The sequence below is a fragment of the Synechococcus sp. MU1648 genome (genome assembly GCF_023630615.1).
In the GTDB taxonomy this organism is placed as follows: domain Bacteria; phylum Cyanobacteriota; class Cyanobacteriia; order PCC-6307; family Cyanobiaceae; genus Parasynechococcus.
Genome location: NZ_JAKUHI010000014.1, coordinates 17,107 through 42,796, shown reverse-complemented (window position 1 = coordinate 42,796; position 25,690 = coordinate 17,107). Strand labels below are relative to the sequence as shown.

The window sequence follows — 25,690 nt, the reverse complement described above, 5'->3', positions numbered from 1 at the left end:
ACCCCGTCACAATGACTGTGATTGCTTGAACCGCCGGACCACCGGCGGTTTTTTTGTCCCCGTGATGGCACAGCCCCGCAGCTCTGATCCCATCCCCTCAGGTCCCTGGGACGTGGTGGTGATCGGTGCCGGGGCAGCTGGATTGATGACCTGCCTTGATCTACCCCCAGAGCTCAAGGTCTTACTGCTCAACCGCAACACGGGGCGGCGTTCCTCCAGCCGCTGGGCCCAGGGCGGCATCGCCGCGGTGACCCGGAAGGAAGACAGCGCCGACAGCCATGCCGAGGACACCCTTCTGGCCGGAGCTGACCTCTGTGATGGCGATGCGGTGCGACTGCTGGTGCAGGAGGCACCCCATTGCGTGGATCGTCTTGACCAACTGGGCATGGCTTTTGACCGGGATCAAGACGGTCTTGCCACCACCCTGGAAGCAGCCCACAGCCACAGGCGAGTCCTGCATGTGCAGGACCAAACCGGACGGGCTCTTGTGGATGTGCTGCGGGATCGTGTCGAGCAACGGCCGGGGTTGCTGCACCGCCGCGGCGTCCGGGTGACCCAGCTGCTGGTGCGCGATAGGCGCTGCTGCGGCGTACAGGTGCTGGATGGGGCGAATCTTCACGGCATCGAAGCCCGCGCTGTCGTGCTGGCCAGCGGCGGGGGAGGCCATCTGTTTGCCAACACCACCAATCCTGCCCAGGCCTGCGGCGAGGGCATCGCCCTGGCCTGGCAAGCGGGGGCTGCAGTGGAAGATCTGGAGTTCGTGCAATTCCATCCCACGGCCATCCGCCTGGATGACGCCCCCTGTTTTCTGATCTCCGAAGCCGTGCGCGGTGAAGGTGGAGTGCTTGTGGATTCCCTCGGGGGAAGCCCTGTGGCCCATCTGCGCCAACGCGACCTCTCACCGCGGGATCAGGTGAGCCGGGCCTTAATGCAAGCCATGCAGCGGCAGCAGGTGCAACAGATGTGGCTGGACTTCGCCGCCATCCCGCGCGACCAAGCGGAGCGACGCTTCCCAACAATCCTGGACCGCTGCGATGAACTCGGACTCAATCCCTTGGAACGGCCGATTCCCGTGGCCCCGGCTGCCCACTACTGGATGGGAGGAGTCGCCACGGATCTGCAGGCCGCCACCACACTGCCGGGGCTTTATGCCGTGGGGGAGGTGGCCTGCACCGGCCTGCATGGGGCCAACCGTCTTGCCAGCAACTCCCTGATGGAGTGCCTGGTGTTCGCCCATCGACTCAAGGAGATCGAGCTCGGGCCAGCCCTGCCGACACCTACCAACGGCACAGCCCAACCCCTCGAGCTCGACCTGGACGGGAGCAGTAGTTCGCAGTTGATCGACGCGATCGAACAGCTGCGACAACTCTGCTGGCGGCGGGCGGGTGTGGAGCGGTCCGCCTCCGGACTGCGCAAGGCCCTAACCCAGGTCAAGGAGGACGAACAGCACCTGGAACAGCAGCCTCTGCTTCAGGCCTTGCTGCGAGCGGACCCCTGTGCCCCTCGCCTGCTGGCGGAAAGCAGCCGACGCGATCTGAACCTGTTGCTGGATCTGCACCACCGGCTATTAACCAGCCGTCTGATGCTGGAGGCCTGCCTGTTTCGCGGAGAAAGCCGAGGCGGTCATTACCGCAGCGATGCTCCGGCGCCGCTGCCGCAATGGCGGCAGCATTCCAGGCAGCAACGAGAGCAGGGCATCTTCACCCGAGCCGTGCGCCCTTGATTTAGAAGTCGGTGTTGCCGTCGTAGCCGCTGAGTTCCGCCAAGGTGTCGAGCCCTTTCACGCCAGAGTCGACGCTGCCATTGATCTCCCAGCTGGGGAAGCCCTCTAATCCTTTGCTGCGGCAGAGGTCAGCCTGATTGTTTTCACCATCAGGCGCGCACTCAACCACCTTGAGCTGATCGGAAGCCTGCTTGCCGAAAAGCTCCTTCTGGTCATGGCAATGGGGGCACCAGTAAGCGGAATACATCACCGCGCCACTGCTGGTGAGGTGCTCGGCCAAGGCGATCGACGCAGGTGTGCTCTCGGTCGTGACGAGCGGGGCAACACCGGTGCCGCTGGCCACGGTCTCGGGCCGATTGGGATCGACCACCGACGCCCAAATCAAGCCCCCCAGAAGCACGGCCAGGGCCAGCAGCACACCGCGGAACAGCAGCTGCCCCAGATCCTCCCAGCCGCCTCCAATGATGGAGAGCACCAACAAAGCCAGGGACAGCGCCGCAGAGAGAACACAGAAGAAACAGAAGGCCTGAATCTTGAGCAGCATCACGCCCAGCAGCACACCGCTGAAGACGGCCATCGCTAGGGAGACCGTGAACAGGCCCCACCAGGTGCGTCGCGAGAGGTCGGCCTTGTTTTCCTGCAGACCTGGCAACAAGGGCAGCAGCGCCATCAGGAGCACCGCGCTATAGGCCAGCACTCCTATCAGCGCAAGAGGGATCTCAGCGAAGACCGTCCCCCAGGCGCTGTTGAGCACCTTGTCGCAACCGTCAGCCCCCATCGGACAGGTGAGGTTGCCTAGCAGGCCCCAGCGCTTGAGGGTGATCGAACCGGTGTCGATCAGCCCAGCAGTGGCCAGCACCGCCATGGCGATGCGGGCCCATTTCGCGCCTGAATCTTGGCGTCGACGGCTAACGAGACGGGTGGTGCCCATCCTTGATCTTCAAGTATTCGAATTCTGTCAGTTCCGGCGTGATCAAGCCGCTTCGTAGGCTGAGAGATGGCCTGCCGGCGACGTGATGACAAGCACCCCGACAAAACCGACGGTCGCGTTCGCCCACCTGGGGTGCGAGAAGAATCGGGTCGACACCGAACACATGGTGGGGCTGCTGGCGGAAGCGGGCTATGGCGTTAGCACCGATGAAAACGATGCCGCCGTGGTGGTGGTGAACACCTGCAGCTTCATTCAGGACGCCCGCGAGGAATCGGTGCGAACCCTGGTGGGACTGGCAGAACAGGGCAAGGAGCTGATCATCGCGGGATGCCTGGCCCAGCATTTCCAGGAGGAATTACTGGAGTCGATTCCGGAAGCCAAGGCCATTGTGGGAACCGGCGATTACCAGCACATCGTTGACGTGCTGCAGCGGGTGGAGGCAGGGGAGCGGGTCAACCAAGTCAGCGCCGTGCCCACCTTTGTGGGCGATGAATATCTGCCGCGCCAGCGCACCACCGACCAGGCGGTGGCCTTCCTCAAAGTGGCCGAGGGCTGCGATTACCGCTGCGCCTTCTGCATCATTCCGAAGCTGCGGGGGGATCAGCGCAGCCGACCGATCGAATCGATCGTGGCCGAAGCCCACCAACTGGCCGAACAGGGGGTGCAGGAGCTGATCCTGATCAGCCAGATCACCACCAACTACGGCCTCGACCTGTACGGCAAACCCAAGCTGGCGGAACTGCTGCGGGCCCTGGGCGACGTGGAGATCCCCTGGATCCGGGTGCACTACGCCTACCCCACCGGGCTGACCCCGGATGTGCTGGCGGCCTACCGGGAGGTGCCCAACGTGGTGCCCTATCTCGATCTGCCGCTGCAGCACAGCCATCCGGAGGTGCTGCGGGCGATGAACCGCCCCTGGCAGGCGGATGTGAACGACCGCCTGCTGGATCAGATCCGCGAGCAACTCCCCGACGCGGTGCTGCGCACCACGCTGATCGTGGGGTTTCCTGGCGAAACGGAAGAGCACTTCCAGCACCTGATGGGCTTCCTCGAGCGGCAGCGCTTCGATCACGTGGGGGTGTTCACCTTCTCGCCGGAGGACGGCACGGCAGCTGCCGACCTGCCCGATCGCGTCGATCCAGAGGTGGCCCAGGCACGCAAGGATGCCCTGATGGCTCTGCAACAACCGATTTCGGCGGAACGCAACAGCCGCTGGGTGGGTCGCACCGTGGACGTGCTGATCGAACAACACAACCCGCAAACCGGCGAGATGATCGGTCGCTGCGCCCGCTTTGCTCCAGAAGTGGACGGCGAAGTGCGGGTGCAACCCGGCGCCGATGGTCAACAGGCCGCACCGGGGAGCCTGGTGCCGGTGGAGATCACCGGAGCCGACATCTATGACCTAAGCGGGCGGATTGTCGGTGCCCGCGCCATGGTGGCCGCAGCGAGACGCCAGGGTTGACCCTTCTTAAACTGCGGGCCGAGCAGCAGCGCCAGCTTTTTCTGATCGCCTCTGGCGTCAGTACAGCAGGGTCTTTCGCCGGCATCACCGCCAAGGGCTGGATCCTGATGAAAGGGGGCGTGGATCCCTTCGTGCTGGCGCTGAACTTCGCCGCGCTGTCGCTGCCGACCCTGCTGGTGAGCGGACCAGCGGGAGTGCGCACCGACCGCGTGGGCTGTGAAGGGGTGCTGGTGCAGGCGCAATGGGCGCTGCTGGCCGCCTCAGGCCTGGGGGCACTGGCCATTCCTCTCTTGGAGGGCACACCCCAGGTGCTGCTGCTGCTCTGCAGCACGTTGCTGGTGGGCATCGCCGGCGCCTATGAGCTGACAGCCCGCAACAAGTACTGCTCAATCCTGGTCGAGCAACCCGGGCAGCTGGCGGGCTACCTCACCAGCTTTTCGGTGGTGTTCAACGTGGGCAAGCTGGTGGGCCCCCCAATCGGTGCTTGGTTACTGGTGGCCACGGGCCCGGCCTGGGCCCTTGGCATTGATGCGGCCAGCTATCTGCTGCCGATCGCCAGTGTGATGTTCCTGCTCAGTCCGAATCGGGATCAGGAGGTGCGCAGCGGCGGCGGCCAGGACGCCAGCTTGCTCAATGCCTGGCGCCACTGCGGCAGCACCCTACAGGGGGTGCTCAGCTTCACCGCCGTTCTCTGTCTGATCGGGTTCTACCACCCGGGACTGGCCCCATTGATTGCAGATCGCATGCTGGGACCCGATCCTGGAGACCTGGCGCTTTTCACCAGCGTGCTGGCCGCCGGAAGCATCGTGGGCGGCGCGGTGCTGCAACGCAACAGCCAACGTTTCTGCCGGCGCCCGTTCCTCACCCTCGGGAGCTTCGGCTTGGTCACCGCTGTGGCCCAGCTGGGGATGGCCCGCACACCCGGGCCAGGATTCAGCCTGGCCATGGCCTTCCTGATCGGCGCCGGCACCGCCGGACTGCTGAGCAGCTGCAACCTGATCAGTCAGATCGGTTCACCACAGGTGATGCGCGGCCGCATGGCTGGACTGAGCCAGATCGCCTTCCTGGGCGGAGGCGGCATGTGTGGATTGCTTATTGCCCTGCTGGTGAAGACCACCAGCCTGTCAACGGCCTTTGCACTCACCGGAGGCCTCAGCGCTGCTGTGGCTGTGCTCTGGATGCGAAAACGAGGGGCGAAGCGTCTGGAACAGCTCAGATGAGCTTGATTCCCTTGAGGATCTTGGTGAGCACAAAAGCCGTCACCAGACCAGAACCAACCAGGCCGAGATAAATGCCGACGCCCATGTGCAAGTACTGAGGTGACCACTATTAGATCAGACATTCGCCTGGGTTCAGGCCATTGCGCTTAGGGTTTGTGAACAGCCGATACCTATTGAGAGGTATCTCTAACCGGGCCAACCGGACGTCCATCCATCAACGCCCGACGCCATGCGTACCCTTTTTGTTTACCCCGAGTTCCCAAAGACCTTCTGGAGTTACGAGAAGATCCTTGAGCTGGTGAACCGCAAGGTGTTGCTGCCTCCTCTGGGGATGTGCACGGTAGCTGCGCTGCTGCCCCAGGACTGGGAGATGAAGCTGGTGGACCGCAACGTGCGGGAGGTGACAGAAGAGGAATGGAGCTGGGCCGAACTGGTCATCATTTCGGGAATGATCGTTCAGAAGGACGACATGGCCGTGCAGATCGGCAAGGCCAAGCAGCGAGGCCTACCAGTGGCCATCGGAGGCCCCTTCGCCAGCTCCACACCGGATGCACCCGAACTGGATTTGGCGGATTTCAAGATCCTCGATGAGGGGGAAATCACCCTGCCGATGTTCCTGGAAGCCCTGGAACGGGGCGACACCAAGGGTCGGTTCACCTCAGAGGGAGACAAGCCGGACGTCACTGCCACACCGATTCCCCGCTTCGATCTGCTGCAGCTCGACGCCTACGACTCGATGAGCGTTCAGTTCTCCCGCGGCTGCCCCTTCAACTGCGAGTTCTGCGACATCATCGTTCTCTACGGCCGCAAACCCCGAACCAAAACCCCCGAGCAATTGGTGGCGGAGCTGCAGTACCTCTACGACCTGGGCTGGCGACGGTCGATCTTCCTGGTGGACGACAACTTCATCGGCAACAAGCGCAACGCCAAGCTGCTGCTACCGCAGATCCGCACGTGGCAGGAGGAGCGGGGGTACCCGTTCAGCTTCGCCACTGAAGCCTCCGTGGACCTGGCCGACGACGACGAGATGATGCGGATGATGCACGATGCGCGATTCGAAAGCGTCTTCCTGGGCATCGAAACCCCAGATGAAGCCAGCCTGGAAACAGCCCGCAAGGTGCAGAACACGCGCAACCCGCTCGATGCTGCTGTTGACCGGATCACGGCGAACGGCATCCGAGTCATGGCTGGCTTCATCATCGGCTTTGACGGCGAAAAGGATGGAGCAGGCCGCCGGATCGTGGACTTCGTGACCCGCACCGGCATTCCCGCCGCGATGATGGGCATGCTTCAGGCCTTACCCAAGACAGCCCTGTGGGCGCGGCTGGAGCGGGAAGGTCGGCTGATTCAGGGAGAAGATGCCGCCAAGGGCGTGAATCAGACCAACTTGCTCAACTTCGAACCCACCCGACCGATCCGAGACATCGCCAACGAGTACGTGGAAGCCTTCTGCGCGCTCTACGAACCCAATGCCTACATGGATCGGGTCTACAGCTACTACCTGAAAATGGGTGCCCCCCGCTGGAAAGCTGCCGCAAAGCTTCCGACGTGGATTGATATCAAGGCTTTGAGCACCGTGGTCTGGCGTCAGGGGATCAAACGCGATACCCGCAGTCGTTTCTGGAAATACATGTTTGGGATGGCCCGCCATAACCCTGCTCTGCTGGAGCAGTTTTTGGTCGTGTTGGCCCACAACGAGCACTTCCTCGAGTACCGCTCGATCGTTCAGCAGGAAATCCGCGAGCAGCTGGAATCCTTGCCGCCTGAAGAACCCACCACTCCAAAAGAATTACAACCCGTTTAAAACTCAGTCCTGCACATAGTCCGTGCCGTCTCGGAGACACTGTTCGGCCTTCTGCAACTCTCGCCCGAGATAAAGGGCATGATCGAGAAGACTCAGCGGATGAGGCTCATCCCCCTCAGTGAGATCAATGCCGAGCTGTTTGGCTGTACGGCCGCGATAGATCGCTGAGGGCCGCCGGGGGGCATTTGCCCCGTCACAACGCAACACCTCACCGGTGTCGGAATCTCTGGCCAGCCCTTTGTCATCAATGGTGTTGCTGTAGTGCTCCAGCACCAGTTCGGCTGCATCACGATCCAGCTTGATCAGGAAATATCCGCTCGGGTCCAAGGCGATGAAACGCTGAGACAGGCGATGATCCAGGGCATCCATCGCGGCGGCGGTCGATGCCGGTGCTTCAGGGGTTGTGGTCATGCCTTCAACCTACAAAGCCAAGGCAGGAGGTTCTGCTTTGAAGGGCAGCTCCGCATTGATGGCCTCGATCTCTTCCAGCATCAGGCCGTTCACCTTCGGCAACCAGGTGCGGATCAACTGATCCATTTGGGGCTGGTACCACCGGTGCAGGCTGGCGTGAGGGCGTGCCACAAAGCCCCGGCGACGTTTGTGACTGCCACCGGCTCCAGGGTCAAAACTGGTGATGTTGTTGGCCAGGGCCCATTCAATCGGGGCGTAGTAACAGACTTCAAAGTGGAGACAATCAATTTCCTCGTTGCTGCCCCAATACCGGCCCCACAACTGACGGCCGTCCTGGACGCACATCGACATGGCGACCGGATCGTGAGGATCACCGCGGTGGGCTGAGAAGAGCACCAGCTGATCGCGGTGCAGCCGTGCCAGCGCTTCAAAAAAACCCTCCTCCAGATATTTGCTGCCCCAGGGTCCCCAGCGAGCACAGTGCTGCTCATAAAAGCGATGCATGGTCTGAAGCAGCTTCAGATCGAGCTGGTCTCCGCTGAGCGGCGTCACTGTGATTCCCGCCTTGGCTACGGCCTTGCGCTCCCGCTTGATGTTGCGGCGCTGGTTGGCATTGAAGCCCTTGAGATAGTCCTCAAAGCTCTGATCATCGCCTCGGCTCCAGAGGCTCTGCTGGTTCAGCCAAGCGGCGCAGCCTCCCGATTCCGCCAGGGGCCGCCACTGCGGATCCACATAGAGAAAATTGCAGCTGAGGATGCCGTTCTGTTCGCAGAAGCGATCAATCGCCCGCAGCAGCTCCCGTGTGAGCAGAGCCTCGTCCTCTCCAGCCCGCACATGAAAGCGATACCCCAGCACGGGGCTGACCGGGCTCATCCCAAGGAGCTTGGGGTAGTAGTGCAAGCCCAGATCAGCGGCGAGGCGCGCAAAGGTCTGGTCAAACACAAACTCGCCATAGCTGTGCCCCTTCAGGAACAGAGGGGCCACAGCAATCGGACTGTCATCCCGCCAGAGGGCCAGATGCAAGGGTTGCCAGCCTTGATCAGGGATGGTGCTGCCGGAGCTTTCCAGGGCCTCCAACCAGCTCCAGCGGTAAAAGGGGATCGCATCGTCTCCAACCAGGCTGTTCCACTGCTGCTCAGTGATCTCGTTGATGGAGCGATGCCAGCGGGCCGTGAGTGACGTCATTCAGACGGTGTCATTGGCCATCGCTGATGACCTTAACCAGAGAGAACCACGGGCTGATTAAAGGCTCAGGAAAGTTCCCTAGCGGATCCTCTCGTAGCGAAGAAGCCACTCCCCGTGACCGAGGTCCTCAACGCCATCGGACTGCCAGGCGCCCGGTTGCACCAAAGAAGCAGGCAATGGCGAATCCGTGAGTGGCAACCAGCTGAAGGGACCGCCAAGCAGCTGGGGCACCACTGTGAGCTGGAGAGCATCGACGCAGTCCGCTGCCAGCAGATCTGCGGTGAGTTGAGCGCCACCCAAAAGCACGAGCCGCTGAATCCCAGCCGCGCCCAGCGCTTGGAGCCGCTCCGGCCAGGTTGGCGCCAAAGGGAACCAACGATCAAAGCCCTGATGCATGGGTGCCGGAGCCAAGAGCCAACGCTGAAGTGGCTGGTCAAAGAACTGCCAGGTGCGCGAGAAGCCGAGCGATCGGCTGACCACCACAGCGGCCGGCTGCTGTGGTCGCCCCTCCTGCAGGCGCTGCTCCAACAACTGAGGGTTACGGATCAAGCAGGTGCACTGATGGGCGCGCAAGGTCCCAGCGCCAATCAGGCAGGCATCTGCCCAAGCCAGTGCCTGCTCCAAAGCACGCCGGTCTCCGGCTCCACCCAGCTGGGCCGCACCGCCTTGAGGCGGTGCCAAGCGGCCGTCGAGGCTGATGGCCAGCACCAGCCGGACCGTGGGGCATTGAGAGGTGGGGCGTTGGGGCGTCAAGCCGTCAGTCAGACGGCCGCCACTGCATCGAGGGCAGCCGGTGACATCTCCAACTGCGGTGCTTCGGCATAGACCTCAGCCGCATTGTTCGGACTTTCCTGCAGCCGCACCTTGTGAAGGCTGGCACCAATCGCCTTGATCGGGCTGGAGAGACGATCGGTGATGTGCAAAGCGATGTTCTCAGCTGTGGGCACACACTCTTCGAAGAACGGCACGTCCTTGTTGAGGAAGGTGTGATCGAAAGGCTCCACCACCAGATCATCCACGAGGCGTTGCAGGGCGGACAGATCGCAGACCATGCCGGTGCGGGGATCAATCTCACCGCGCACGGTCACATCCACCAGATAGTTGTGGCCATGGCCATGGGGGCGGGCGCACTTGCCGTAGATCGCTTCGTTTTCCTCCTGGCTGAGCTCCGGGCGAGCCAGGCGGTGGGCAGCAGCGAAGTGAGTGCGGATGGTGAGGAAGGCGTCCATGGGATGTCCGAGATAGTCGGCCCAAAGGCCCGGTTGTTCGTAGAGGCGCAGAGCCGTAATCGGCAGATGCGGGCTGAGGCGCTGCCAAATCACCCGCACCAGGGCCTCAGTGGTGGGGAGACAGCCGGAAGGACCGGAAACATCGAATTCCGGCCAGGCCTCATTGAGGAAGCGGAAGTCGAGCTGGCCGGTGACCTCGTTACGAATGGCGTGCTTCACCTCCGAGAGGTTGAGCACCATGCCGTCGGCATCCAGTCCGCCGGCCATGGACACGATCAGTTCGTAGTTGTGACCATGGCCTGGAGCCAAGGCGCAGGGCCCAAAACGGGCGGCGTTGTCATCGGCGGATAACTCCGGCAGCCAATAGCGATGGCTGGCGCTGAAACAGGCCCGCCGGGTAATGACACAGCCACGACCTTGGCCGTGCCGCGCTGGTGACTTCGTTTCAGTCATGTGACGTTCCGGCCGCCAGGCATCCTAATGAGCTAATGCCGATTCCGAGTCATGGCGGATTCCACCCCCACCCTTAAGCAGCGACTGGGCGGGCGCAGCCTGTACCTGGTGGGAATGATGGGCAGCGGCAAGACCAGCACCGGACGGCCCCTGGCCGAACGCCTGGGTTACGGCTTTGTCGATGCTGATGCTGTGATCGAACAGGCAGCAGGCTGCAGCATCCCGGAGATCTTTGAGCGGGATGGCGAAGCAGGCTTCCGCAGCCTGGAAAGCCAGGTGCTGAATGCCATCAGTCAGCGCCACTCACTGGTGGTGGCCACCGGTGGCGGTGTGGTGACCGAACCGGAGAACTGGGGGGTGCTGCACAGCGGCATCGTGATCTGGCTCGATGTGGTCCCCGACCAGTTGATGCAACGTCTTAAAGCCGACAGCACGGTGCGTCCGCTGTTGCAGACCGCCGATCCAGAAGCCGACCTGAAGGCGCTGCTGAACAAGCGACAGCACCTTTACGCCGAAGCCGATCTCACGGTGGTGATCAACGACGAGACCCCGGACGTGGTCGCCGATGGGATTCTGCAGCTGCTTCCGAGCCTGCTGAAAGATCCGAGCCAACGCCGCACCGACTGAAATCAAGCCGTTGGCGGCTCCAGCCGTACTGCAAACCACTGCAAGGTCAGACCGGGGCTGATCTCCAGATCGCAGGCCGTGTCGATCAAACGCTGAGCCGCCGCTTCCACATCGGGTTGATCCGCGAGATCGGCCGGCAGCTGATCGAGCCTGCGCAACCAACCGCTCAGCCATGTCAACGTGTCGGCAGCGCTGAGCAGCTTCTCCGGCTTGCCGGGCTCCAGCACCACATAGTCATCAAGGGCACGGATCAGGGGATCAGACATGGAACGGGGGTTTTGGATGCTGCTGATCAGCCTCACCATCCTGCTCAGTGGCGGCCCCGCCTGGGCTCAAGGCAGCCTTGAGCAGCGGCTGAACAGTTGGCCCGACTGGAGCCTTCCAGCACCATTGCCGCGGCCCTCGAATCGGGACGACCTGGTTTATCCCGACTGGTTTGACGGGCTCTGGCAAGTGGAAAGCATTGATCTGGATGCCCCTGGCGATCCAGCTCTGCGCCATCAGGCACGGTTCAAGGCCGACCGACGCGGTCGCCTGATCGGCGATCGAAGCTTCAATGCCACAGCCATTGGCCGAGCCCTGCTCGGGGAGCAGCTGCTGGGGGTCGAGGAAGACCCCGACTCCGCCAATCGCCAGATCGCTCGACTGAAAGGCGACCTGTTCCTGGAGACAACGGTGACGGGCCGCCGCCAAGAGAGCCCGAGCCCTGAGACTTTTCTTGCAGACGAACTGGTGCTGCAAATCTTGCATGCCCCAGGACCTCCGCGGTTGAGCAGAATCGAAACCCTCAGCCGCTACAACCGCTGCGGCAAAGACATCTGCGCTGAGCAGTGGCAAGGGCGCTATGCCTCCCCAGGGGAAAGCCTGCGGGATCAGGCCATTGCTCAGCACCACTACAAACTGCGCTTCACACCTCTTCCAGCGTCCGCTCCATCAATTTGAGTTCGAGCTGGTCACGCCATTGGAATAGGGGCTGCAGCTTGGGGTGATCGCTCAACCCGGGCACACCCTTGCCAGCCAGGGCCGAACCCGCTGAGGGGGGAAATCGAAGCAGCGACAGCTGGGCTGCCACGGCGATATCGGCCAAGGTGAGGCTATCGCCGACCAACCAGGGGCTGGCCTGCACCGAGGCGGCGAGCTGCTCAAGGCTGGCAAGAAGCTCGGTGCGTTCGTTCTGGTTGACCAGCTCGGTGATGTTGCTGACCCAACCGCCGGGGATCACACCCATCACCGAACGCACGGGATCGGGAAGATCGTCGGGCAGCAGTGCAACACGTAGCTCTGGGTCTAATGCCGCGGCCTGCACCAAAGACGAGCGACCGGCCATCGCCAAGGTGGTATCGGCCCAGTCCTCCAACAGATGCACCTGGGCAACCTGACGTGGATCAGCCGGCAGCAAAGCAGGGTCGGGCTCACGTCGATTCAGGTGCAGCGCAATGGCACTGGAGTCGGCAATCACTTGCTCCCCATCCACCAGCACAGGCACCTGCCGTTGCCCGGACAGCCGGAACACGGCCACCTGGCCAACGCCAGGGGTCACCTCCACGGTGCGGAAACTCAGCCCTTTGGCCTGCAACACCATCCGCACCTTGAGGCAGAAGGCGGAATGGCGGAATTGATGCAGCTCCAGCATGTCCAAAACAGCCATAGGCCCGGCAGAGTAGCCAGCACATTCCGAAGCTCGCCAGAACCATGCGGGAGTTTTGCCCAATTTCAGGGCTACGAATCCCCCATCTGGGTAGGCAATAAAAATCCCGCCATTGCTGACGGGGTGAAGTCAGCTCGCAGTTCTACCAATTCACAAAGCCACGTCGCCCGCCACCGTTGCCCCAGGCACCTGAACCGTTGCGCCAGCCACCACCACCGGCGTTAGCGAAACCACCACTTGAATTAGCGAAACCGCCACCATTGCGCCAGCCACCGCCATTGGCCCAGCCACGTCCGCGACCGTTACCCCAAGCAGCGATATCCAGCGGTTTGTGCAGCTTTGCATTCAACAGGTGCGACCAGCCGTCGTCACTCCGTGCAGCAGCAATGCGTTGCTCGATGCTGTTGTCAGCTTTTTGAACTGAATATGTTCCGGCCTCAGTGGCGCCAACACTGCTCCAGGTGCTGAGCAGGATCAGTGTTCCAAGAAGGGTGGTTGGCTTCATTAGGCCCATTGAGCAGCTGAATTTCTGAAGTACTAGCCATAGTGGAAGCGGCGGGTCATGTGTCAGACGTGACTGCTTGAAGTGTTCCCCGATCTGGTCAAGCAATAAAAATCCCCGCCATCGCTGACGGGGTGGCTTGTATGTGAGGTCTTGTCGAGAGATGGATGGCGACAATCGTGTCGCCTCTTGGCTTATTTACGATCGATCTTGTAGTGCTTTCGCCCAAAAAAACACTTTTTTGCTAGCCAATGGCAAGATCGACGGCCCTGGATAGGGTGAGGCCAAAAACGTCTAGAACAACAAATCCATTTAAAAGTCTTACCGCTTTCGAGGGGGCAGTCTTGCATGAATCTTGCGAGTAATCAAAACAAACTTCGGCCGCAAAAAAGAAATATTCCATGGCTCCAGGTGCATCATAGACCAGAATGGCAGGAGGTAAATTCCTAATCGAACGACCTTCATTGATGCGCCAATACCACCACGAAAAGCAGATCAAAATTATGGGTATAAATAGAAGAAGTTCAACAATTAAAAGGACTGGGCTTTTGATCGGGGCAACAAGAAGTAAATTCATGATAACAAGCTCTAAAATCCAGCACACTGAGAGAAATATTGCCAATATATCGACGCCTTTTCTCACTCCCTTGTTCGCCAAATTCAAGACAATAAGGATAAATGTGTAGCCAAAAAATATGGCGCCAATTGGCTGCATATGGTTGGTAAGGGCGTCCAGAAAAGCATGTGCAACTTCTAGGAAGTTTTTTATTGCTCCTTCTTCTACTGCCTCGAGGTTGAGGTTTCGATCGAATTGTTCGGTAAAAATAAATGTAGCGAGTAATACGTAGATTTCTGCTGGTTTTTTGATTCGCTGAAGAAATGTCATGTCTCTGCAGTCGTCTTCACAATCTTACTGACAAAGCCTGAGGTGTCTCCAGTTGCCTTGGAGAGTACTGCGCCTAAAAGCAGGTGTTTGTTCGAGAAGGACTCACCCAGAGAATGGAAGGATTGGGCTGAGATCACATTCTCTCGCATCTGAGTTGAGGCTCTCCCCCAGGTGCCAACCAAGCAGCCTGCCCTGCTCGTCCCGATCATTTCTTCAGTGGGTCAGCCTCCAACTTGATGCGCTGCTTTTCAGCGGCTTCAGGGTTGCTTTCAGCCCATGCCTTCATGCCAGGGTTTGCCTCCAAGTAGGCGCTCCAGTCGCACTCGAACGCAACAAGCCTCTTGGAGCATTTAGGGCGCTTCGCTTCAGCCTCTATGGCTCGCCAATTGTCTTCAGCATGCTCGCAACTGGAGTTCCAACCTTCTTGAGGAGCGACTGAAGGGCAGGTAGAGGTTTGCTCGACCTCGACGGTGGCACCAAGACGCAGGATTCCAACCTGCAGCTCGTCCTTCCAGAAGTTGTAGTTGTTTCCGCAGCGCCAGGTGGACTTGCCAGCAACCAGCGGTTCGTGGTGACCTCCGCCAAGTCCAACCCAGTCGCAGTAGACGCGCTGGCATTTGCCTTCGCCGACATAGGCGTGATTTTCAGGGCACTTGTTGCCGAGGTACTCAGGGGTTCCAGCCTGAGCCTCTACACAGCCGCGATAGTCGGCGGCTTGAAGACAGAGCTGGTGGATTTCAGGGGCGACATCACCAGCAGCAGTTACAGGAATTGCTCCAGCAATCAGAGCAATGGTTGCGAGAGCGGCGCGAATCATGAGCCAATTGTGGTCTCAAACCGTTTCTGGTGCCCAGCCCACTTACTTCTGCCACGTCGACGCCCAAAGCGTGCATCACTACTTCAGGCGCTCACCCTGCTGCAGTTGCTTTTGTCTGAGGTTGCATCGCATCAGATCTTCCAACAGAAATTTCCAGGCCCTAATTACATACACACCAGGACGCTGATTCCCCCCATACCCCCTTCGTTCTAGAGCTCAGCAGAGGCTCCCTCCCCAACAAGGCTCCACTTGTTGCCAGCCAACGCGATGCAACTCCTTCCAGAGCTGCTCTGCAGCGTCCCTGCGCAGATGCACACGTGTCTTGAGGAGTGGTGGTTCTTCCGGTATGGGTATCCCCGTGTCGAAAAAGACCTTTGGATCTCTGATCCAGCTCTTCTTATCCCGGTGAAACCGCTTCGTTTCTTTGGTCGCCGGATCTTGGATGAAGCCCTCTGACCCAAAAACTCTGATTTAGTTCATATGTACCAAGCTATTGCAGGTCACATCAATAGATCGAGCCAGCCTGTCCAAGGCGTTGGATAAAACATGTCCAATAACCCCGCAGATGCACTGCAATTACAAGAGATCTAGAAGTCTCAGGCAAACTCCCTCACGGTTTTTTGAGCCGAATAAACTCCACGCATCCAAGGCATCTCTTGCTGAACACCGGTCCGTTATGGATCTGTGCTGCGTCAGCAGCCTCTGCCCAAGAATTGTCTAAGCCTTCCAAACACCTCCAAAAACGTTGCAATAACTAGATATGAGAGAGTTTTTCCTCAACGTCTCCCGTTACCCCCGCTACTTGGTGGCCTTCACCCTCGGGGTGATGAATTCCGTCGCCGAACCCCTAGTCGCACGCCGGAGCAATCCCGTCACAGCCGTCGCCTTGATCGGCGCCCTGATCAGCGGGGGAATCAGCCTCATACTTGTGCTGCGTGCCATGGTGAATTCAGCACCGATGGCGTGATGGCACAGGGGCGTCGAGTGGAGCGGGTTGCCGCGCTGATCCGCAAAGAAGTCAGCGAACTATTGATCAATGGCATTCGGGATGAACGGGTGCACCAGGGCATGGTGAGCATCACCGAAGTGGAGGTGTCCGGCGATCTGCAGCACTGCAAGATCTTTGTGAGCGTGTTCGGAGAGGCCCAGGAGCGCGCACAGGTGCTCGAAGGCCTTCAGGCCGCCAGCGGTTTCCTGCGGGGAGAACTGGGGCGGCGGCTGCAGATGCGCCGCTCCCCCGAGGTGGTGTTCCAACTTGACCGCGGCCTGGAACGCGGTACCTCCATGCTGGGGCTGCTGAATCGCCTCGAGGATGAACGGCAGCAGCGAGGTGAGGTTCCACCGGGGAGTGATGAACACCCCAGCGAGTAGCAACCTGCGTCGCCAGGTGGCTGAGCTGCTGGTGCTGCGGGCCAGTGGTCATCTCAGCGACCACCAGCGCCGTTACCCGCAATGGGAACTGCCCAACGGCACACTTCAGCGTCTGCTTCAGGAAGGTGTCGGCGGCGTGATTCTGCTGGGGGGCAGCGCCGTGGAGCTGCAGCAACGCACCCAGCAACTGCAGGGGTGGAGTAGCCAGCGGTTGCTGTTCTGCGCAGACGTGGAGGAGGGCGTGGGCCAACGCTTCGAGGGCGCCAGCTGGCTGGTGCCGCCCCTGGCCCTTGGACGCCTCTACCGGGGCGACCCCGAGCTGGCCATGGCACTAAGCGAACGCTACGGCCGCTGCACCGGCGAACAGGCTCGCCGCTGCGGCCTGAACTGGGTGCTGGGACCGGTGTGCGACGTCAACAACAACCCCGCCAACCCCGTCATCAATGTGCGGGCCTGGGGGGAGGATCCCAGCAGTGCGGGCGCCCTGGCCGTGGCTTTTCAGCGGGGGCTATCGCAGGCCGATGTGCTCGGTTGCGCCAAGCACTTTCCCGGCCACGGCGACACCGCCAGCGACTCCCATCTCGACCTGCCGGTGTTGCCCCACAGCCGCGAACGGCTGGAACAGGTGGAACTGCCCCCATTCCGTGCCGCCATTGCCGCCGGCATTGACAGCGTGATGACGGCCCACCTGTTGCTGCCGGAACTGGATCCAGAGCAGCCCGCCACCCTCTCCAAGGCCGTCCTCACCGATCTGCTGCGGCGCAAGATGGGGTTCAACGGTCTGGTCGTGACCGATGCCCTGGTGATGGAAGCGATCAGCGCACGGCATGGCGCAGCAGAAGCGGCCGTGCTGGCCTTTGACGCCGGAGCCGACCTGATCCTGATGCCGGCGGATGCAGATGCCGCGATCGATGGCCTCTGCGCTGGCTTCAACAGCGGACGACTGCCCCTCGAGCGGTTGGAGGAGAGCCGTCAGCGCCGTGCCCATGCTCTGCAATCAATCCCTATCAGCGCCCCTTCAGGGCCAATTGTCACGGCAGCCGACCAGGCCCTGGAAGCGGAGCTGGTGCGCCACAGCGTCACCATCCGCGATGCAGTGGTGCGGGCTGACGCAGGGATCAACCTGGTGCGGGTGGATTCACTGTTACCAAGCGCAGCCGCCCTCAGCGGCTGGTCACCGGCCCTGCGCATTCCCGAAACCCAAGGATTTCGCTCGGTGGTGCTGCATGGAGAAGGCCTGTCGCCCTGGAGCGGCCAGCCGGAGGCACCCCTTGCGCTGGAAGGCCTGGGGAATGGCCCGGTGATGCTGCAACTCTTCCTGCGGGGCAACCCCTTCCGCGCTGGGCGTGACGCTCAGGAGCCCTGGGCTGCAGCCATCCAACAACTGGTCACCCTCAACCGACTGGCCGGGGTCGTGATCTACGGCAGCCCCTACCTCTGGGAGAGCCTTCAGCCCATTCTGCCCAGCGGTTGTCCGGCCGCCTATTCCGCTGGCCAGATGCAGGAGGCCCAGCGCCAGGTGCTCACCGCGCTGTTTCCCACCAGTTCGCCGGCTAGCGGAGGCGGTGCATTCACCGACTGACCACATCCAATCAACCGCACGGACCAACCGCATCTAACCTCTCGCCAACTTCCAGCCGGCCGGCCATGCTCAGCCTCTCGATGATCGTGCGCGATGAAGAGGCGCGTCTCGGGGAGTGTCTGCGCTCCGTGCAGGGCTTTGCCGACGAGCTGGTGGTGGTCGACACCGGCTCCAGCGATGCCACGGTGGCCATTGCCGAAGCCGCCGGAGCCAGGGTTGAACGCATCACCTGGCCTGGGGACTTCGCCCCGGCCCGTAACCAGGCCATGGAATTCCTTAACGGTGACTGGGTGCTGGTGCTGGATGCCGATGAACAGCTGCGCCCCGAGGCCATCCCCGCCCTGAAGGCTCTGATGGCCCAGCCCGATGTGCTGGTGATCAACCTGCTGCGCTACGAGGTGGGAGCCGCCATAGCGCCCTATTCCAGCGTCAGTCGCCTGTTCCGCCGCCACCCCTCAATCCAGTGGAGTCGGCCTTATCACTCGATGATCGACGACAGCGTTCGCGCCCTGCTGGAGACGGAACCCCAATGGCGCATCGCCGATTGCAGTGAACCTGCGATCCTCCACGACGGCTACAGACCGGAGCTGCTGGAGGGCAGCGACAAGGCGGATCGGCTGCGGCAGGCCATGGAAGACGACCTGCGGGACCGCCCCGGTGATCCTTACGCCAGCGCCAAGCTCGGGGGTCTGTTGATCAGTGAAGGCAAGACCGACGACGCCATTCCCCTACTTCAAGCGGGACTCCAACACTGTGATGGGGGCAGTGCCGAACGCTATGAGCTGCTGCTGCACCTGGGATTGGCCCTGACCCCCAGCGATCCCGCCCAAGCGGTGCGCTGCTACCGGCAAGCGCTGGAGATTCCCCTCGACACCCGGGTGAGTCTGGGAGCCCGACTCAACCTGGCGGCCCGACTGATGGAACAGGGCGACCTTGAGGAAGCCATCAGCCTCACCCAAACCGCCGCCCAGCGCGCCCCGGAAGTGGCCCTGGCCTGGTACAACCTGGGGCTGATGCAACGACGGCGCGGTGACCTCGCTGCGGCCCTCGAGGCCTACGGGCGCGCCCTCGGCCTGGATCCCAACAACGCCGCGTGCCATCAGAACAACGCGGTGGCGCAATTGCTGGGCGGCAACATCGATGCGGCCCGCAGCAGCTTCATCCGCGCCATCAGCCTGCTTCAGGCGCAGGGGCAGTCCGACGCGGCCGACGCGCTCCGGGAGAAAGTGCAGGGGGTCGTGAAGCTGAACGGGGAGGCTGTCGCTTGAGCCATCCCTTGAAGAGCCGAACGGTGATCGTCACCCGCGCGGCCGACCAGCAGGGGGCCGCGCGTCAGCTGCTGGAGCAGCGAGGTGCCACGGTGCTGGACCTTCCGGCCCTGGTGATCGGACCACCCGACCACTGGGGCCCACTGGATGACGCCCTTGAGGAGCTGGACAGCTTTCACTGGCTGGTGTTCTCCAGTGCCAATGGCGTGCAGGCCGTGGAGCAGCGGCTGCAACGCATCGGGCGTTGCCTGGCCCGGCGCCCCGCCAGCCTCAAGATTGCGGCGGTGGGCCGCAAGACGGCGCAAGTGCTGGAGAACCTTGGGGCTGCAGCGGATTTTGTGCCCCCAAGCTTCGTGGCCGACAGCTTGATCGATCACTTCCCAGTGTCGGGCTGGGGCCTCAAGATGCTGTTGCCACGAGTGCAAAGCGGTGGTCGCACCCTGCTGGCGGATGCCTTCGGCGAGGCCGGAGTGCGGGTGGTGGAGGTGGCGGCCTACGAATCCGGATGCCCCTCCTCGATGCCGGACCCAACAGCAGCCGCCTTGGACGAGGGCAGCGTCGATGCCATCGCCTTCAGCAGCGGCAAGACGGCGGAGCACACCGCTCAGCTACTGGAGCAACGCTTCGGCCCAGGGTGGACCAATCGACTGGAGGGAGTGAAAGTGATTTCGATCGGCCCCCAGACCAGCCGCAGCTGCCTGCAATGCTTCGGGCGGGTGGATTCCGAGGCCGACCCCCACGATCTCGAGGGACTGGCCGACGCCTGTGCTCAGGCGATGCAAAAGTCCTGAGGTTCGTCGTTCAGCGACAGGCGGATGCAGCCGCTCACCATATCGATGCTGAGCACCGACCATCCCGTCGGCAGAACCAGCGGAGCGTCATCCTCGCAGCGGCCATCGGCACCCACACAGATCACACCGCTGACGCTGGCGGTGGTCACCATGGCGCGTTTCTGGTTGCCCACCATCAGAACTCCCGTCACTATCGGGGTGATGACGGACGTGCCTTCCTGAACATCCGCACCGGACAGTGGACCGAAGGGATCGACCCGTCCACCAGGGGCAGCCTGCTGCACCTCCTCGGCCGAGGGCAATGGGGTCAGGCCGATGGCAAGAGCTGCGGGAGCAGACGCTTCCGGCAACGGCGAAGGCTGCACTGGAGCCGATGGCAGTGCTGTGACCGTTGGCGTTTCACCACCACAGCCCGCCACTGACACCAACACAACTACGGGAAGGAACCAGCGCTCAGCCGCCTGCTTCCACCAGGTCACGGAAACGGTCAAGATTGGCCTGGAGCTCCTTGGTCACGATGCCCCCCAGGATGCTGGGTTCCATTAACGGTGCCAAGACCCGCGGCAATTCGTAGGCCACGCTCAACTTGACCACCGTGCGGTCGTCAGCTTCGGGATAAAAGCGCACCGCCCCCTTGGTGGGCAGTCCCCCCACGGATTCCCAATGCAGTTGCTGGGCTTCGACCCGCTGCGTGATCCGGGCTTTCCAGCTGAAGCGAAAGCCCTGAGCCGCCAGGGTCCAATCGGTGAGATCGGGATCCTCCAGGGGCTTGACCGACTCAATCCAACGCATCCAGCGGGGCATCGCTTCGAGATCACTCCAGACCTCCCAGACCTTGGCGGCCGATGCCTGCACCTCGGTGGTGACCGTGTGTTCGAGCCAGCGTCCCATCAGGCCACCGCCGCGTTGGTGGCCAGCTTCACAGGCCGATCAAGGATGGCCGCCGCTGCCAGATGACCGCTCATCGTGGCTCCCTCCATCGAATCGATGTAGTCCTGGCGGGTGTAGCTGCCGGCAAGGAAGAAATTAGAGATCGGTGTGCGCTGTTCAGGGCGGTAGGGCTCCATGCCTGGGGCTTCCCGATACAACGACTGGGCCAGCTTCACCACGTTGCTCCAGGTGAGCTTGAGGTTGCGGGCTGAGGGGAACAGCTCTCGCACTTGACGGTCGGTGTGAGCCACGATCTCGTCCACAGACTTGGGAATCCAGGGATCCCCTGGAGTCAGCACACATTGCAGCAGGGATCCTTCTCCTTCCTTGCGGTAGTCCTCCGGGCTGGCCAATGCCAGATCAGCGAAGCAGCTGAAATCAGCATCAGCGGTGTACAGCAGATTGTTCAGACCTGTAGGTGTCGCCACATCCCGACGCTGGGCCTCGTGGGAATCCCCCAACTCGGTCACCCAGCCGTCGTAGCGGAGCTGAACCGTGGCCACCGGCACGGCCTCTAGCTGATGAATTGCCTCGAACTGGGGGTAGCGGTTCCAAGCTTCGGGCAGCAACTTCTGAATCCCCGGCACATCACACGCCGCCAAATAGACATCGGCTTCAACACGGACATCACCCTCAGGCGTTCCCAGCTGGAGGCCGGTGATCTCGGGCGCCTCACCCTCGCTGAATTCCACCTGCTTCACCCGGTGGCGCAGATGCAACTTGCCGCCACGCTGCTGGATGTAGTCGAAAATCGGGCCCGTGAGCCAGCGGTGGGGGGATCCCTTCAGCAGGTTGAGCTTGGAAGCTTCAGTCTTGGCCGCAAACATCATGAAGATGGTCAGCATGCAGCGGGCGGAGATGGCCTCGCAGTCGATGAAACCCAGGGCGTAGGCGACGGGGTTCCACATCCGCCGGATGCTTTCAGGGCTGCCGCCATGGCCCACAAACCAATCCTGGAAGCTGACGGAGTCGAGAGCACGAATGGTGCGCATCGCTCCCTCGTAATCCACCAAACCACGCACGATCGGGCTGGTGCCCAGGGCCAGGGCATTGCGCAACTTGTCGATCCAGCTGAGCTGCGGTGTGGTGAAGAAAGCCTTGAGGCCGTTGAACGGCGCACCGATGGGGAAGCGGAAATCCAGCTCCCGTAGATCGCCCCCCTTGTTCACGAACAGGTGCGTGTGCTGCTTGGGCAGCAGGTTCTCAAACGCCCCGACCTTGCGCATCAAGGCGAAGAGATTGGCGTAATTGAAGAAGAAGACGTGCAACCCCATCTCGATGTGGTTACCTCCCTCATCCACCCAACTGCCCACCTTTCCGCCCATGAACGGACGGGCTTCGTAGAGATTCACCTCATGGCCTGCATCCACGAGGTCAACAGCAGCGGAGAGACCGGCGAGGCCGGAACCAACGATCGCGACCCGCACAAGATCTGGTCAACTAAGGCGACTCTATGTATGAGCGTTCATAGAGTGAGAGCACGAGCCTGCGTTGACCATGACCTCCACCCCCGATACTGCGCCGGCCCATACCGCCAAAGACGGCAAGGGCATCCTGATCACCGAACCGGCGATGCAGCAGCTGGCCAAGCTGTGTGGCGAACAGGGTGACAACCAGGTGCTGCGCGTCGGAGTCCGCTCCGGCGGCTGCAGCGGCATGAGCTACACGATGGATTTCGTGTCCGCCGCCGACACCCTCGACGACGACGAGACCTACGAGTATGTGGCCTCTAATGGCCAGAGCTTCCGGGTGATCTGCGATCCGAAGAGCCTGCTCTACATCTACGGAATGCAGCTGGACTTCAGCACAGCCCTCATTGGTGGTGGATTTAACTTCACCAACCCCAACGCGAGCCAAACCTGTGGCTGCGGCAGTTCTTTTGCAGTGTGAGCGAAGCCACGTGGGACTCTGAGGGGAGATCACTGCCCTCTCCCCGTTGATGGAGACTTCCCAGGACAGCCTGTTTGAGCAGGCTATGGCCCGATACCAGAGCGGCGCCGCTGCCGAAGAGGTGCTGCCTGATTTCGCCCAGATCGTTGAAGCCGCCCCCCGCCAGTCGGCGGGGTGGACCTGTCTGGCCTGGCTGCAGCTGCTCTGCGATCAGCCGGAGGAAGCGCTGCGATCAGCACGCTTCGCCGTGAAGCTCAACGGCCAGGACCCGCAGGCCAGGATCAATTTGAGCCTGGCCTTGCTGGAGACGCAATCCAAGGGCGTGCGGGACCACATCCAGGTGGTGCAGCAAGTGATGACCCTTGCCCCGGAGGTGTCCAGCGAACTCAAGGCCTCAATCACCGATGGCCTCGAGCGCAAACCAGGCTGGAAGGCTCTCGAGAAAGTGAAAGCCTGGCTTGAACTCTGATTGCAACAACCCGCCCTCCAAAAGCCCGGTCACGCGCACTGCCTGCATGACAGCCCTGCATGACAGCCCCTGCATGACAGCCACCTGGACCATCACCCGACTGCGGTCCCAACACGCCAACGGCATTCCGGATCCGAATAGGTGGATTTAGTGAGAGAGAACCCCGCAATGGCACGCATCCTTCTGCTGAGCAATGGCCACGGCGAAGACCTCTCCGGCGCCCTGCTAGCCCAAGAACTTCAGCAGCAAGGGCACAGCGTGCAGGCGCTCCCCCTGGCGGGACTCGGCAGCGCCTACCGCAAGGCCGGCGTGCCGCTGCTGGGACGCAGTCATGAATTCAGCACCGGCGGCATCGGCTACACCAGCCTTCAGGGTCGCCTGACAGAACTGCTGCAGGGACAGGTGCTGTATCTACTCAAACGACTGATTCGTCTGCTGCGTCACCGGCATCGCTTTGATCTGATCCTGGTGGTGGGGGATGTGATCCCGGTGATCGCGGCATGGCTCAGTCACCGCCCCGTTGCGACATACCTGGTGGCCTACTCCAGCCACTACGAAGGGCAGCTGCGCCTGCCCTGGCCCTGCGCCGCTCTGCTGAAAAGCAAACGGTTCAAGGCCGTTTACAGCCGCGATCAACGCACCGCTGAGGATCTCAGTCACCAACTGCATCGACCAGTGACCTTCCTGGGCAATCCGTTCATGGATTCAGTGCTGACTGCGGCACCCACAGCGCCAGCCAGCGGTCAGCACATCGGTCTGGTGCCCGGCAGCCGCCGACCGGAACTGGAGCAGAACCTGCAGCTGCTGCTGCAGCTGATGGAGCTGCTCCCCACCACACCACCCTGCAGCGTGGATCTGGCCTTGGTGCCAAGTCTGGATGACGTCAGCCTGCAGCGACTGAGCAACAGGATCGGCTGGCGGTTGACGAACGGCGTGCTGCAGCGCGATGGAGCCGTGTCGATCAACGTGCGCCGCGGAGCGTTCAAGGCCGTACTGCAGAACAGCGATCTGGTGATCGGCATGGCGGGCACCGCCATCGAGCAAGCCGTTGGACTGGCCAAACCGGTGCTGCAGGTACCAGGCCAGGGGCCGCAATTCACCGCGGCGTTCGCAGAAGCCCAGCGGCGCCTGCTGGGCCCCACCGTGTTCTGCGCCCCCGGGGAGAGCGGTAGCCGTGAGGCCCTCAAGGCCACAGCAGAGTTGGCCTTGGCGCTGCTGGATCGCTTCCGAGGGGATCCAATCTTTCAGCAGCAATGCCGAGTGGAAGCAAAACGACGCCTCGGGGAGGCAGGCGGAGGCCAGAGAATGGCGGCAGCCATCAGTGCACTGCTGCCATGAGTGCCCCTTCAGAACCGGCCTGGAAACGCTGGCTGGACCGCCTGCTGATGGTGAACGTGCTGTTTGTGTTTGTCGGAGCTGGGGTCTTTGCGGTTGCGGTGGTGGGCCAAAGCCAAGGGGATGACTGGCTCATGGACCGGGTTCAGGTGCTGTGGCAACCCCTCTTCGCACCGGCCATCAGCCTGCTGATCATGGCGGCCCTGGTGAGCGGCATCTTCAGCTGGTGGCAGCGGCGAGTGCTGAAGTCAGATCGGGGTAACGGAAGCTGAAGTTCATGGTGTCCAGCCGCTCCGAAGCGACCTGCTGGCCCTCTAGCACTACCTTGGCGCCATCCCCCAGGAGCACCTGGAGCACCGGTCCAGGGACCGGCAGCAGGCTGGGGCGTCCCAGGCTGCGTCCCAGCTGCTTGCTGAAGGCCGCCATCGAAACCGGCTCCGGAGCAACGGCATTGATCACGCCACTCCAGCTCTCATCCGCGAGGGATTGAAGGATCAGAGCACAGAGGTCACTGCGATGGATCCAGCTCATCCACTGCCGGCCACTGCCGATCGGACCGCCGAAGCCCGTGCGGAACACCGGCAGCATTTTCCCGAGCGCGCCGCCATCGGCGGCCAGCACAATGCCGATCCGCAGGGTCACTTGCCGCACGGAGGACGGAACCGCCGCTGCAGCCTCTTCCCAGCGTTGGCAGAGGCTGGCGAGAAAATCGTTGCCCGGTTTGCTCGATTCGAGAAAACGCTGCTCCAGGCTGGAGCCGTAGAAACCAACCGCCGAAGCGTTGACAAGCACCTTTGGCGGAGTTGCACAGGCCTCGATCGCTTTCACCAGCTGGGAGGTCGTCTCCAGACGGCTGGTTTCCAGGAGCTGCCGGTGGGCCGGGGTCCAACGCTTCTCAGCAATCGGTTCCCCCGCCAGGTTGACCACCGCATCGGCCTGGTTGAGGGCATCCAACAAACCGGCATCGGCCCAGGTGCTGCTGCTGGAGGGGTCGAGCTGCATCCAGATCAGTCGCCCATCCGCCCGTTCAGTGTTGTAACCACGGGCCAGCCGACGGCTGACCACGGTGAGCTGATGGCCGGCCTGGAGCAGGAGCGGCAGAAGCTCACGGCCAACGAAACCAGTGCAGCCGAACAGCAGCAGACGCATGAAAGCG

The 25,690-nt window shown here is 61.9% G+C and carries 31 protein-coding genes; 15 read left to right on the top strand and 16 right to left on the bottom strand.

The annotated features are described in order from the left end of the window. Nucleotides 1–64: 64 nt before the first annotated feature. Complete coding sequence (nadB, locus tag NCN06_RS11725) at nucleotides 65–1,723, top strand: L-aspartate oxidase (RefSeq protein ID WP_226399035.1); 1,659 nt, start codon at nucleotides 65–67, stop codon at nucleotides 1,721–1,723. 1 nt (nucleotide 1,724) lies between these two features. Here the strand turns inward: nadB and NCN06_RS11720 are convergent, their stop codons facing one another. Then, complete coding sequence (locus tag NCN06_RS11720; RefSeq protein WP_250398966.1) at nucleotides 1,725–2,654, bottom strand: vitamin K epoxide reductase family protein; 930 nt, start codon at nucleotides 2,652–2,654, stop codon at nucleotides 1,725–1,727. A gap of 85 nt (nucleotides 2,655–2,739) precedes the next feature. Between NCN06_RS11720 and rimO the strand changes: the two genes are divergently transcribed. Then, nucleotides 2,740–4,116: a 30S ribosomal protein S12 methylthiotransferase RimO gene (gene rimO, locus NCN06_RS11715; RefSeq protein ID WP_226399028.1), complete on the top strand. Its 1,377-nt coding sequence runs from the start codon at nucleotides 2,740–2,742 to the stop codon at nucleotides 4,114–4,116. After that, a complete protein-coding gene (locus tag NCN06_RS11710) occupies nucleotides 4,113–5,336 on the top strand; it encodes an MFS transporter (RefSeq protein ID WP_226399027.1) in 1,224 nt (407 codons plus the stop codon). The genes rimO and NCN06_RS11710 overlap by 4 nt, the downstream gene beginning before the upstream one ends. Here NCN06_RS11710 and petL read toward each other — a convergent pair. Beyond that, nucleotides 5,329–5,421, bottom strand: coding sequence for a cytochrome b6-f complex subunit PetL (gene petL, locus NCN06_RS11705; protein WP_115025429.1), 93 nt, complete (start codon nucleotides 5,419–5,421; stop codon nucleotides 5,329–5,331). The two genes, NCN06_RS11710 and petL, sit on opposite strands and share 8 nt — an antisense overlap. Nucleotides 5,422–5,565: 144 nt before the next feature. On the opposite strand from petL, the gene NCN06_RS11700 reads away from it, so the two are divergent. Next, the gene (locus tag NCN06_RS11700) at nucleotides 5,566–7,140 is read left to right on the top strand and encodes a B12-binding domain-containing radical SAM protein (RefSeq protein ID WP_226399026.1); all 1,575 of its coding nucleotides are present in this window, start codon (nucleotides 5,566–5,568) and stop codon (nucleotides 7,138–7,140) included. Between the two features lie 3 nt (nucleotides 7,141–7,143). On the opposite strand, the gene NCN06_RS11695 is transcribed toward NCN06_RS11700, so the two are convergent. The 4 genes from NCN06_RS11695 to NCN06_RS11680 form a co-directional block, all read right to left on the bottom strand. Then, entirely contained in the window at nucleotides 7,144–7,551 is a 408-nt protein-coding gene (locus tag NCN06_RS11695) for a DUF4346 domain-containing protein (protein ID WP_250398965.1), read from the bottom strand. 9 nt (nucleotides 7,552–7,560) lie between these two features. Next, nucleotides 7,561–8,736, bottom strand: a complete 1,176-nt coding sequence (locus NCN06_RS11690; protein WP_226422697.1) for a GNAT family N-acetyltransferase — start codon at nucleotides 8,734–8,736, stop codon at nucleotides 7,561–7,563. 78 nt (nucleotides 8,737–8,814) lie between these two features. After that, a complete protein-coding gene (locus tag NCN06_RS11685; protein WP_226399023.1) occupies nucleotides 8,815–9,489 on the bottom strand; it encodes a RibD family protein in 675 nt (224 codons plus the stop codon). A gap of 8 nt (nucleotides 9,490–9,497) precedes the next feature. After that, nucleotides 9,498–10,418, bottom strand: coding sequence for a 6-pyruvoyl trahydropterin synthase family protein (locus NCN06_RS11680; protein ID WP_226422698.1), 921 nt, complete (start codon nucleotides 10,416–10,418; stop codon nucleotides 9,498–9,500). A 51-nt stretch (nucleotides 10,419–10,469) separates the two neighbouring features. Here NCN06_RS11680 and NCN06_RS11675 point away from each other — a divergent pair, with 51 nt between their 5' ends. Continuing rightward, the gene (locus tag NCN06_RS11675) at nucleotides 10,470–11,045 is read left to right on the top strand and encodes a shikimate kinase (protein ID WP_226422699.1); all 576 of its coding nucleotides are present in this window, start codon (nucleotides 10,470–10,472) and stop codon (nucleotides 11,043–11,045) included. Nucleotides 11,046–11,047: 2 nt separating this feature from the next. Here NCN06_RS11675 and NCN06_RS11670 read toward each other — a convergent pair whose 3' ends face one another. Next, complete coding sequence (locus NCN06_RS11670; RefSeq protein ID WP_166018518.1) at nucleotides 11,048–11,311, bottom strand: CRR7 family NDH-1 assembly protein; 264 nt, start codon at nucleotides 11,309–11,311, stop codon at nucleotides 11,048–11,050. On the opposite strand from NCN06_RS11670, the gene NCN06_RS11665 reads away from it, so the two are divergent. Continuing rightward, nucleotides 11,310–11,987, top strand: coding sequence for a DUF6816 family protein (locus NCN06_RS11665; protein WP_250398964.1), 678 nt, complete (start codon nucleotides 11,310–11,312; stop codon nucleotides 11,985–11,987). The genes NCN06_RS11670 and NCN06_RS11665 overlap by 2 nt on opposite strands. Here NCN06_RS11665 and NCN06_RS11660 read toward each other — a convergent pair. The 5 genes from NCN06_RS11660 to NCN06_RS11640 form a co-directional block, all read right to left on the bottom strand. After that, the gene (locus tag NCN06_RS11660) at nucleotides 11,953–12,678 is read right to left on the bottom strand and encodes a glutathione S-transferase family protein (protein WP_226422865.1); all 726 of its coding nucleotides are present in this window, start codon (nucleotides 12,676–12,678) and stop codon (nucleotides 11,953–11,955) included. The two genes, NCN06_RS11665 and NCN06_RS11660, sit on opposite strands and share 35 nt — an antisense overlap. Nucleotides 12,679–12,835: 157 nt before the next feature. Next, a complete protein-coding gene (gene grrA, locus NCN06_RS11655) occupies nucleotides 12,836–13,198 on the bottom strand; it encodes a GrrA/OscA1 family cyclophane-containing rSAM-modified RiPP (RefSeq protein WP_226422701.1) in 363 nt (120 codons plus the stop codon). A 241-nt stretch (nucleotides 13,199–13,439) separates the two neighbouring features. Continuing rightward, on the bottom strand, nucleotides 13,440–14,081 hold the full coding sequence (locus NCN06_RS11650) for a hypothetical protein (RefSeq protein ID WP_166018512.1): 642 nt from the start codon (nucleotides 14,079–14,081) through the stop codon (nucleotides 13,440–13,442). A gap of 205 nt (nucleotides 14,082–14,286) precedes the next feature. After that, nucleotides 14,287–14,898, bottom strand: a complete 612-nt coding sequence (locus NCN06_RS11645) for a hypothetical protein (RefSeq protein ID WP_166018511.1) — start codon at nucleotides 14,896–14,898, stop codon at nucleotides 14,287–14,289. A gap of 216 nt (nucleotides 14,899–15,114) precedes the next feature. After that, on the bottom strand, nucleotides 15,115–15,342 hold the full coding sequence (locus tag NCN06_RS11640; protein ID WP_350223195.1) for a DUF1651 domain-containing protein: 228 nt from the start codon (nucleotides 15,340–15,342) through the stop codon (nucleotides 15,115–15,117). 316 nt (nucleotides 15,343–15,658) lie between these two features. Here NCN06_RS11640 and NCN06_RS11635 point away from each other — a divergent pair, with 316 nt between their 5' ends. The 5 genes from NCN06_RS11635 to NCN06_RS11615 all read left to right on the top strand — a co-directional run bounded on the left by NCN06_RS11635 (nucleotide 15,659) and on the right by NCN06_RS11615 (nucleotide 19,910). Then, entirely contained in the window at nucleotides 15,659–15,865 is a 207-nt protein-coding gene (locus NCN06_RS11635) for a DUF751 family protein (protein WP_166018509.1), read from the top strand. Further along, nucleotides 15,865–16,269, top strand: coding sequence for a 30S ribosome-binding factor RbfA (gene rbfA / locus NCN06_RS11630; RefSeq protein WP_226399053.1), 405 nt, complete (start codon nucleotides 15,865–15,867; stop codon nucleotides 16,267–16,269). Before NCN06_RS11635 ends, rbfA begins: the two co-directional genes overlap by 1 nt. Continuing rightward, nucleotides 16,250–17,851 carry a glycoside hydrolase family 3 N-terminal domain-containing protein gene (locus NCN06_RS11625; protein WP_226399056.1) on the top strand — a complete coding sequence of 534 codons (1,602 nt, stop codon included), beginning with the start codon at nucleotides 16,250–16,252 and terminating at the stop codon, nucleotides 17,849–17,851. The genes rbfA and NCN06_RS11625 overlap by 20 nt, the downstream gene beginning before the upstream one ends. 65 nt (nucleotides 17,852–17,916) lie before the next feature. Further along, nucleotides 17,917–19,119, top strand: a complete 1,203-nt coding sequence (locus tag NCN06_RS11620) for a glycosyltransferase (RefSeq protein ID WP_250398963.1) — start codon at nucleotides 17,917–17,919, stop codon at nucleotides 19,117–19,119. After that, nucleotides 19,116–19,910, top strand: a complete 795-nt coding sequence (locus NCN06_RS11615) for a uroporphyrinogen-III synthase (protein ID WP_226399051.1) — start codon at nucleotides 19,116–19,118, stop codon at nucleotides 19,908–19,910. Before NCN06_RS11620 ends, NCN06_RS11615 begins: the two co-directional genes overlap by 4 nt. Here the strand turns inward: NCN06_RS11615 and NCN06_RS11610 are convergent. The 3 genes from NCN06_RS11610 to zds are packed head-to-tail and all read right to left on the bottom strand — an operon-like array spanning nucleotide 19,889 to nucleotide 22,267. Beyond that, nucleotides 19,889–20,389 (bottom strand): hypothetical protein, encoded by a 501-nt coding sequence (locus tag NCN06_RS11610; protein WP_250398962.1) that lies wholly within the window; start codon nucleotides 20,387–20,389, stop codon nucleotides 19,889–19,891. The genes NCN06_RS11615 and NCN06_RS11610 overlap by 22 nt on opposite strands. Next, nucleotides 20,364–20,801: an SRPBCC family protein gene (locus tag NCN06_RS11605; protein ID WP_166018502.1), complete on the bottom strand. Its 438-nt coding sequence runs from the start codon at nucleotides 20,799–20,801 to the stop codon at nucleotides 20,364–20,366. Before NCN06_RS11605 ends, NCN06_RS11610 begins: the two co-directional genes overlap by 26 nt. Continuing rightward, complete coding sequence (gene zds / locus NCN06_RS11600; RefSeq protein WP_166018501.1) at nucleotides 20,801–22,267, bottom strand: 9,9'-di-cis-zeta-carotene desaturase; 1,467 nt, start codon at nucleotides 22,265–22,267, stop codon at nucleotides 20,801–20,803. The genes NCN06_RS11605 and zds overlap by 1 nt, the downstream gene beginning before the upstream one ends. Before the next feature lie 70 nt (nucleotides 22,268–22,337). On the opposite strand from zds, the gene NCN06_RS11595 reads away from it, so the two are divergent. The 4 genes from NCN06_RS11595 (at nucleotide 22,338) to NCN06_RS11580 (ending at nucleotide 24,806) form a co-directional block, all read left to right on the top strand. After that, nucleotides 22,338–22,730, top strand: a complete 393-nt coding sequence (locus NCN06_RS11595) for a HesB/IscA family protein (protein ID WP_166018500.1) — start codon at nucleotides 22,338–22,340, stop codon at nucleotides 22,728–22,730. Nucleotides 22,731–22,779: 49 nt separating this feature from the next. Then, on the top strand, nucleotides 22,780–23,199 hold the full coding sequence (locus tag NCN06_RS11590; protein WP_166018499.1) for a hypothetical protein: 420 nt from the start codon (nucleotides 22,780–22,782) through the stop codon (nucleotides 23,197–23,199). A 168-nt stretch (nucleotides 23,200–23,367) separates the two neighbouring features. After that, nucleotides 23,368–24,537 carry a lipid-A-disaccharide synthase-related protein gene (locus NCN06_RS11585; RefSeq protein WP_166018498.1) on the top strand — a complete coding sequence of 390 codons (1,170 nt, stop codon included), beginning with the start codon at nucleotides 23,368–23,370 and terminating at the stop codon, nucleotides 24,535–24,537. Then, nucleotides 24,534–24,806 (top strand): DUF8620 family protein, encoded by a 273-nt coding sequence (locus NCN06_RS11580; protein WP_166018497.1) that lies wholly within the window; start codon nucleotides 24,534–24,536, stop codon nucleotides 24,804–24,806. The genes NCN06_RS11585 and NCN06_RS11580 overlap by 4 nt, the downstream gene beginning before the upstream one ends. Here the strand turns inward: NCN06_RS11580 and NCN06_RS11575 are convergent. Continuing rightward, nucleotides 24,754–25,683, bottom strand: a complete 930-nt coding sequence (locus tag NCN06_RS11575; RefSeq protein ID WP_250398961.1) for a TIGR01777 family oxidoreductase — start codon at nucleotides 25,681–25,683, stop codon at nucleotides 24,754–24,756. The two genes, NCN06_RS11580 and NCN06_RS11575, sit on opposite strands and share 53 nt — an antisense overlap. Nucleotides 25,684–25,690 lie beyond the last annotated feature (7 nt).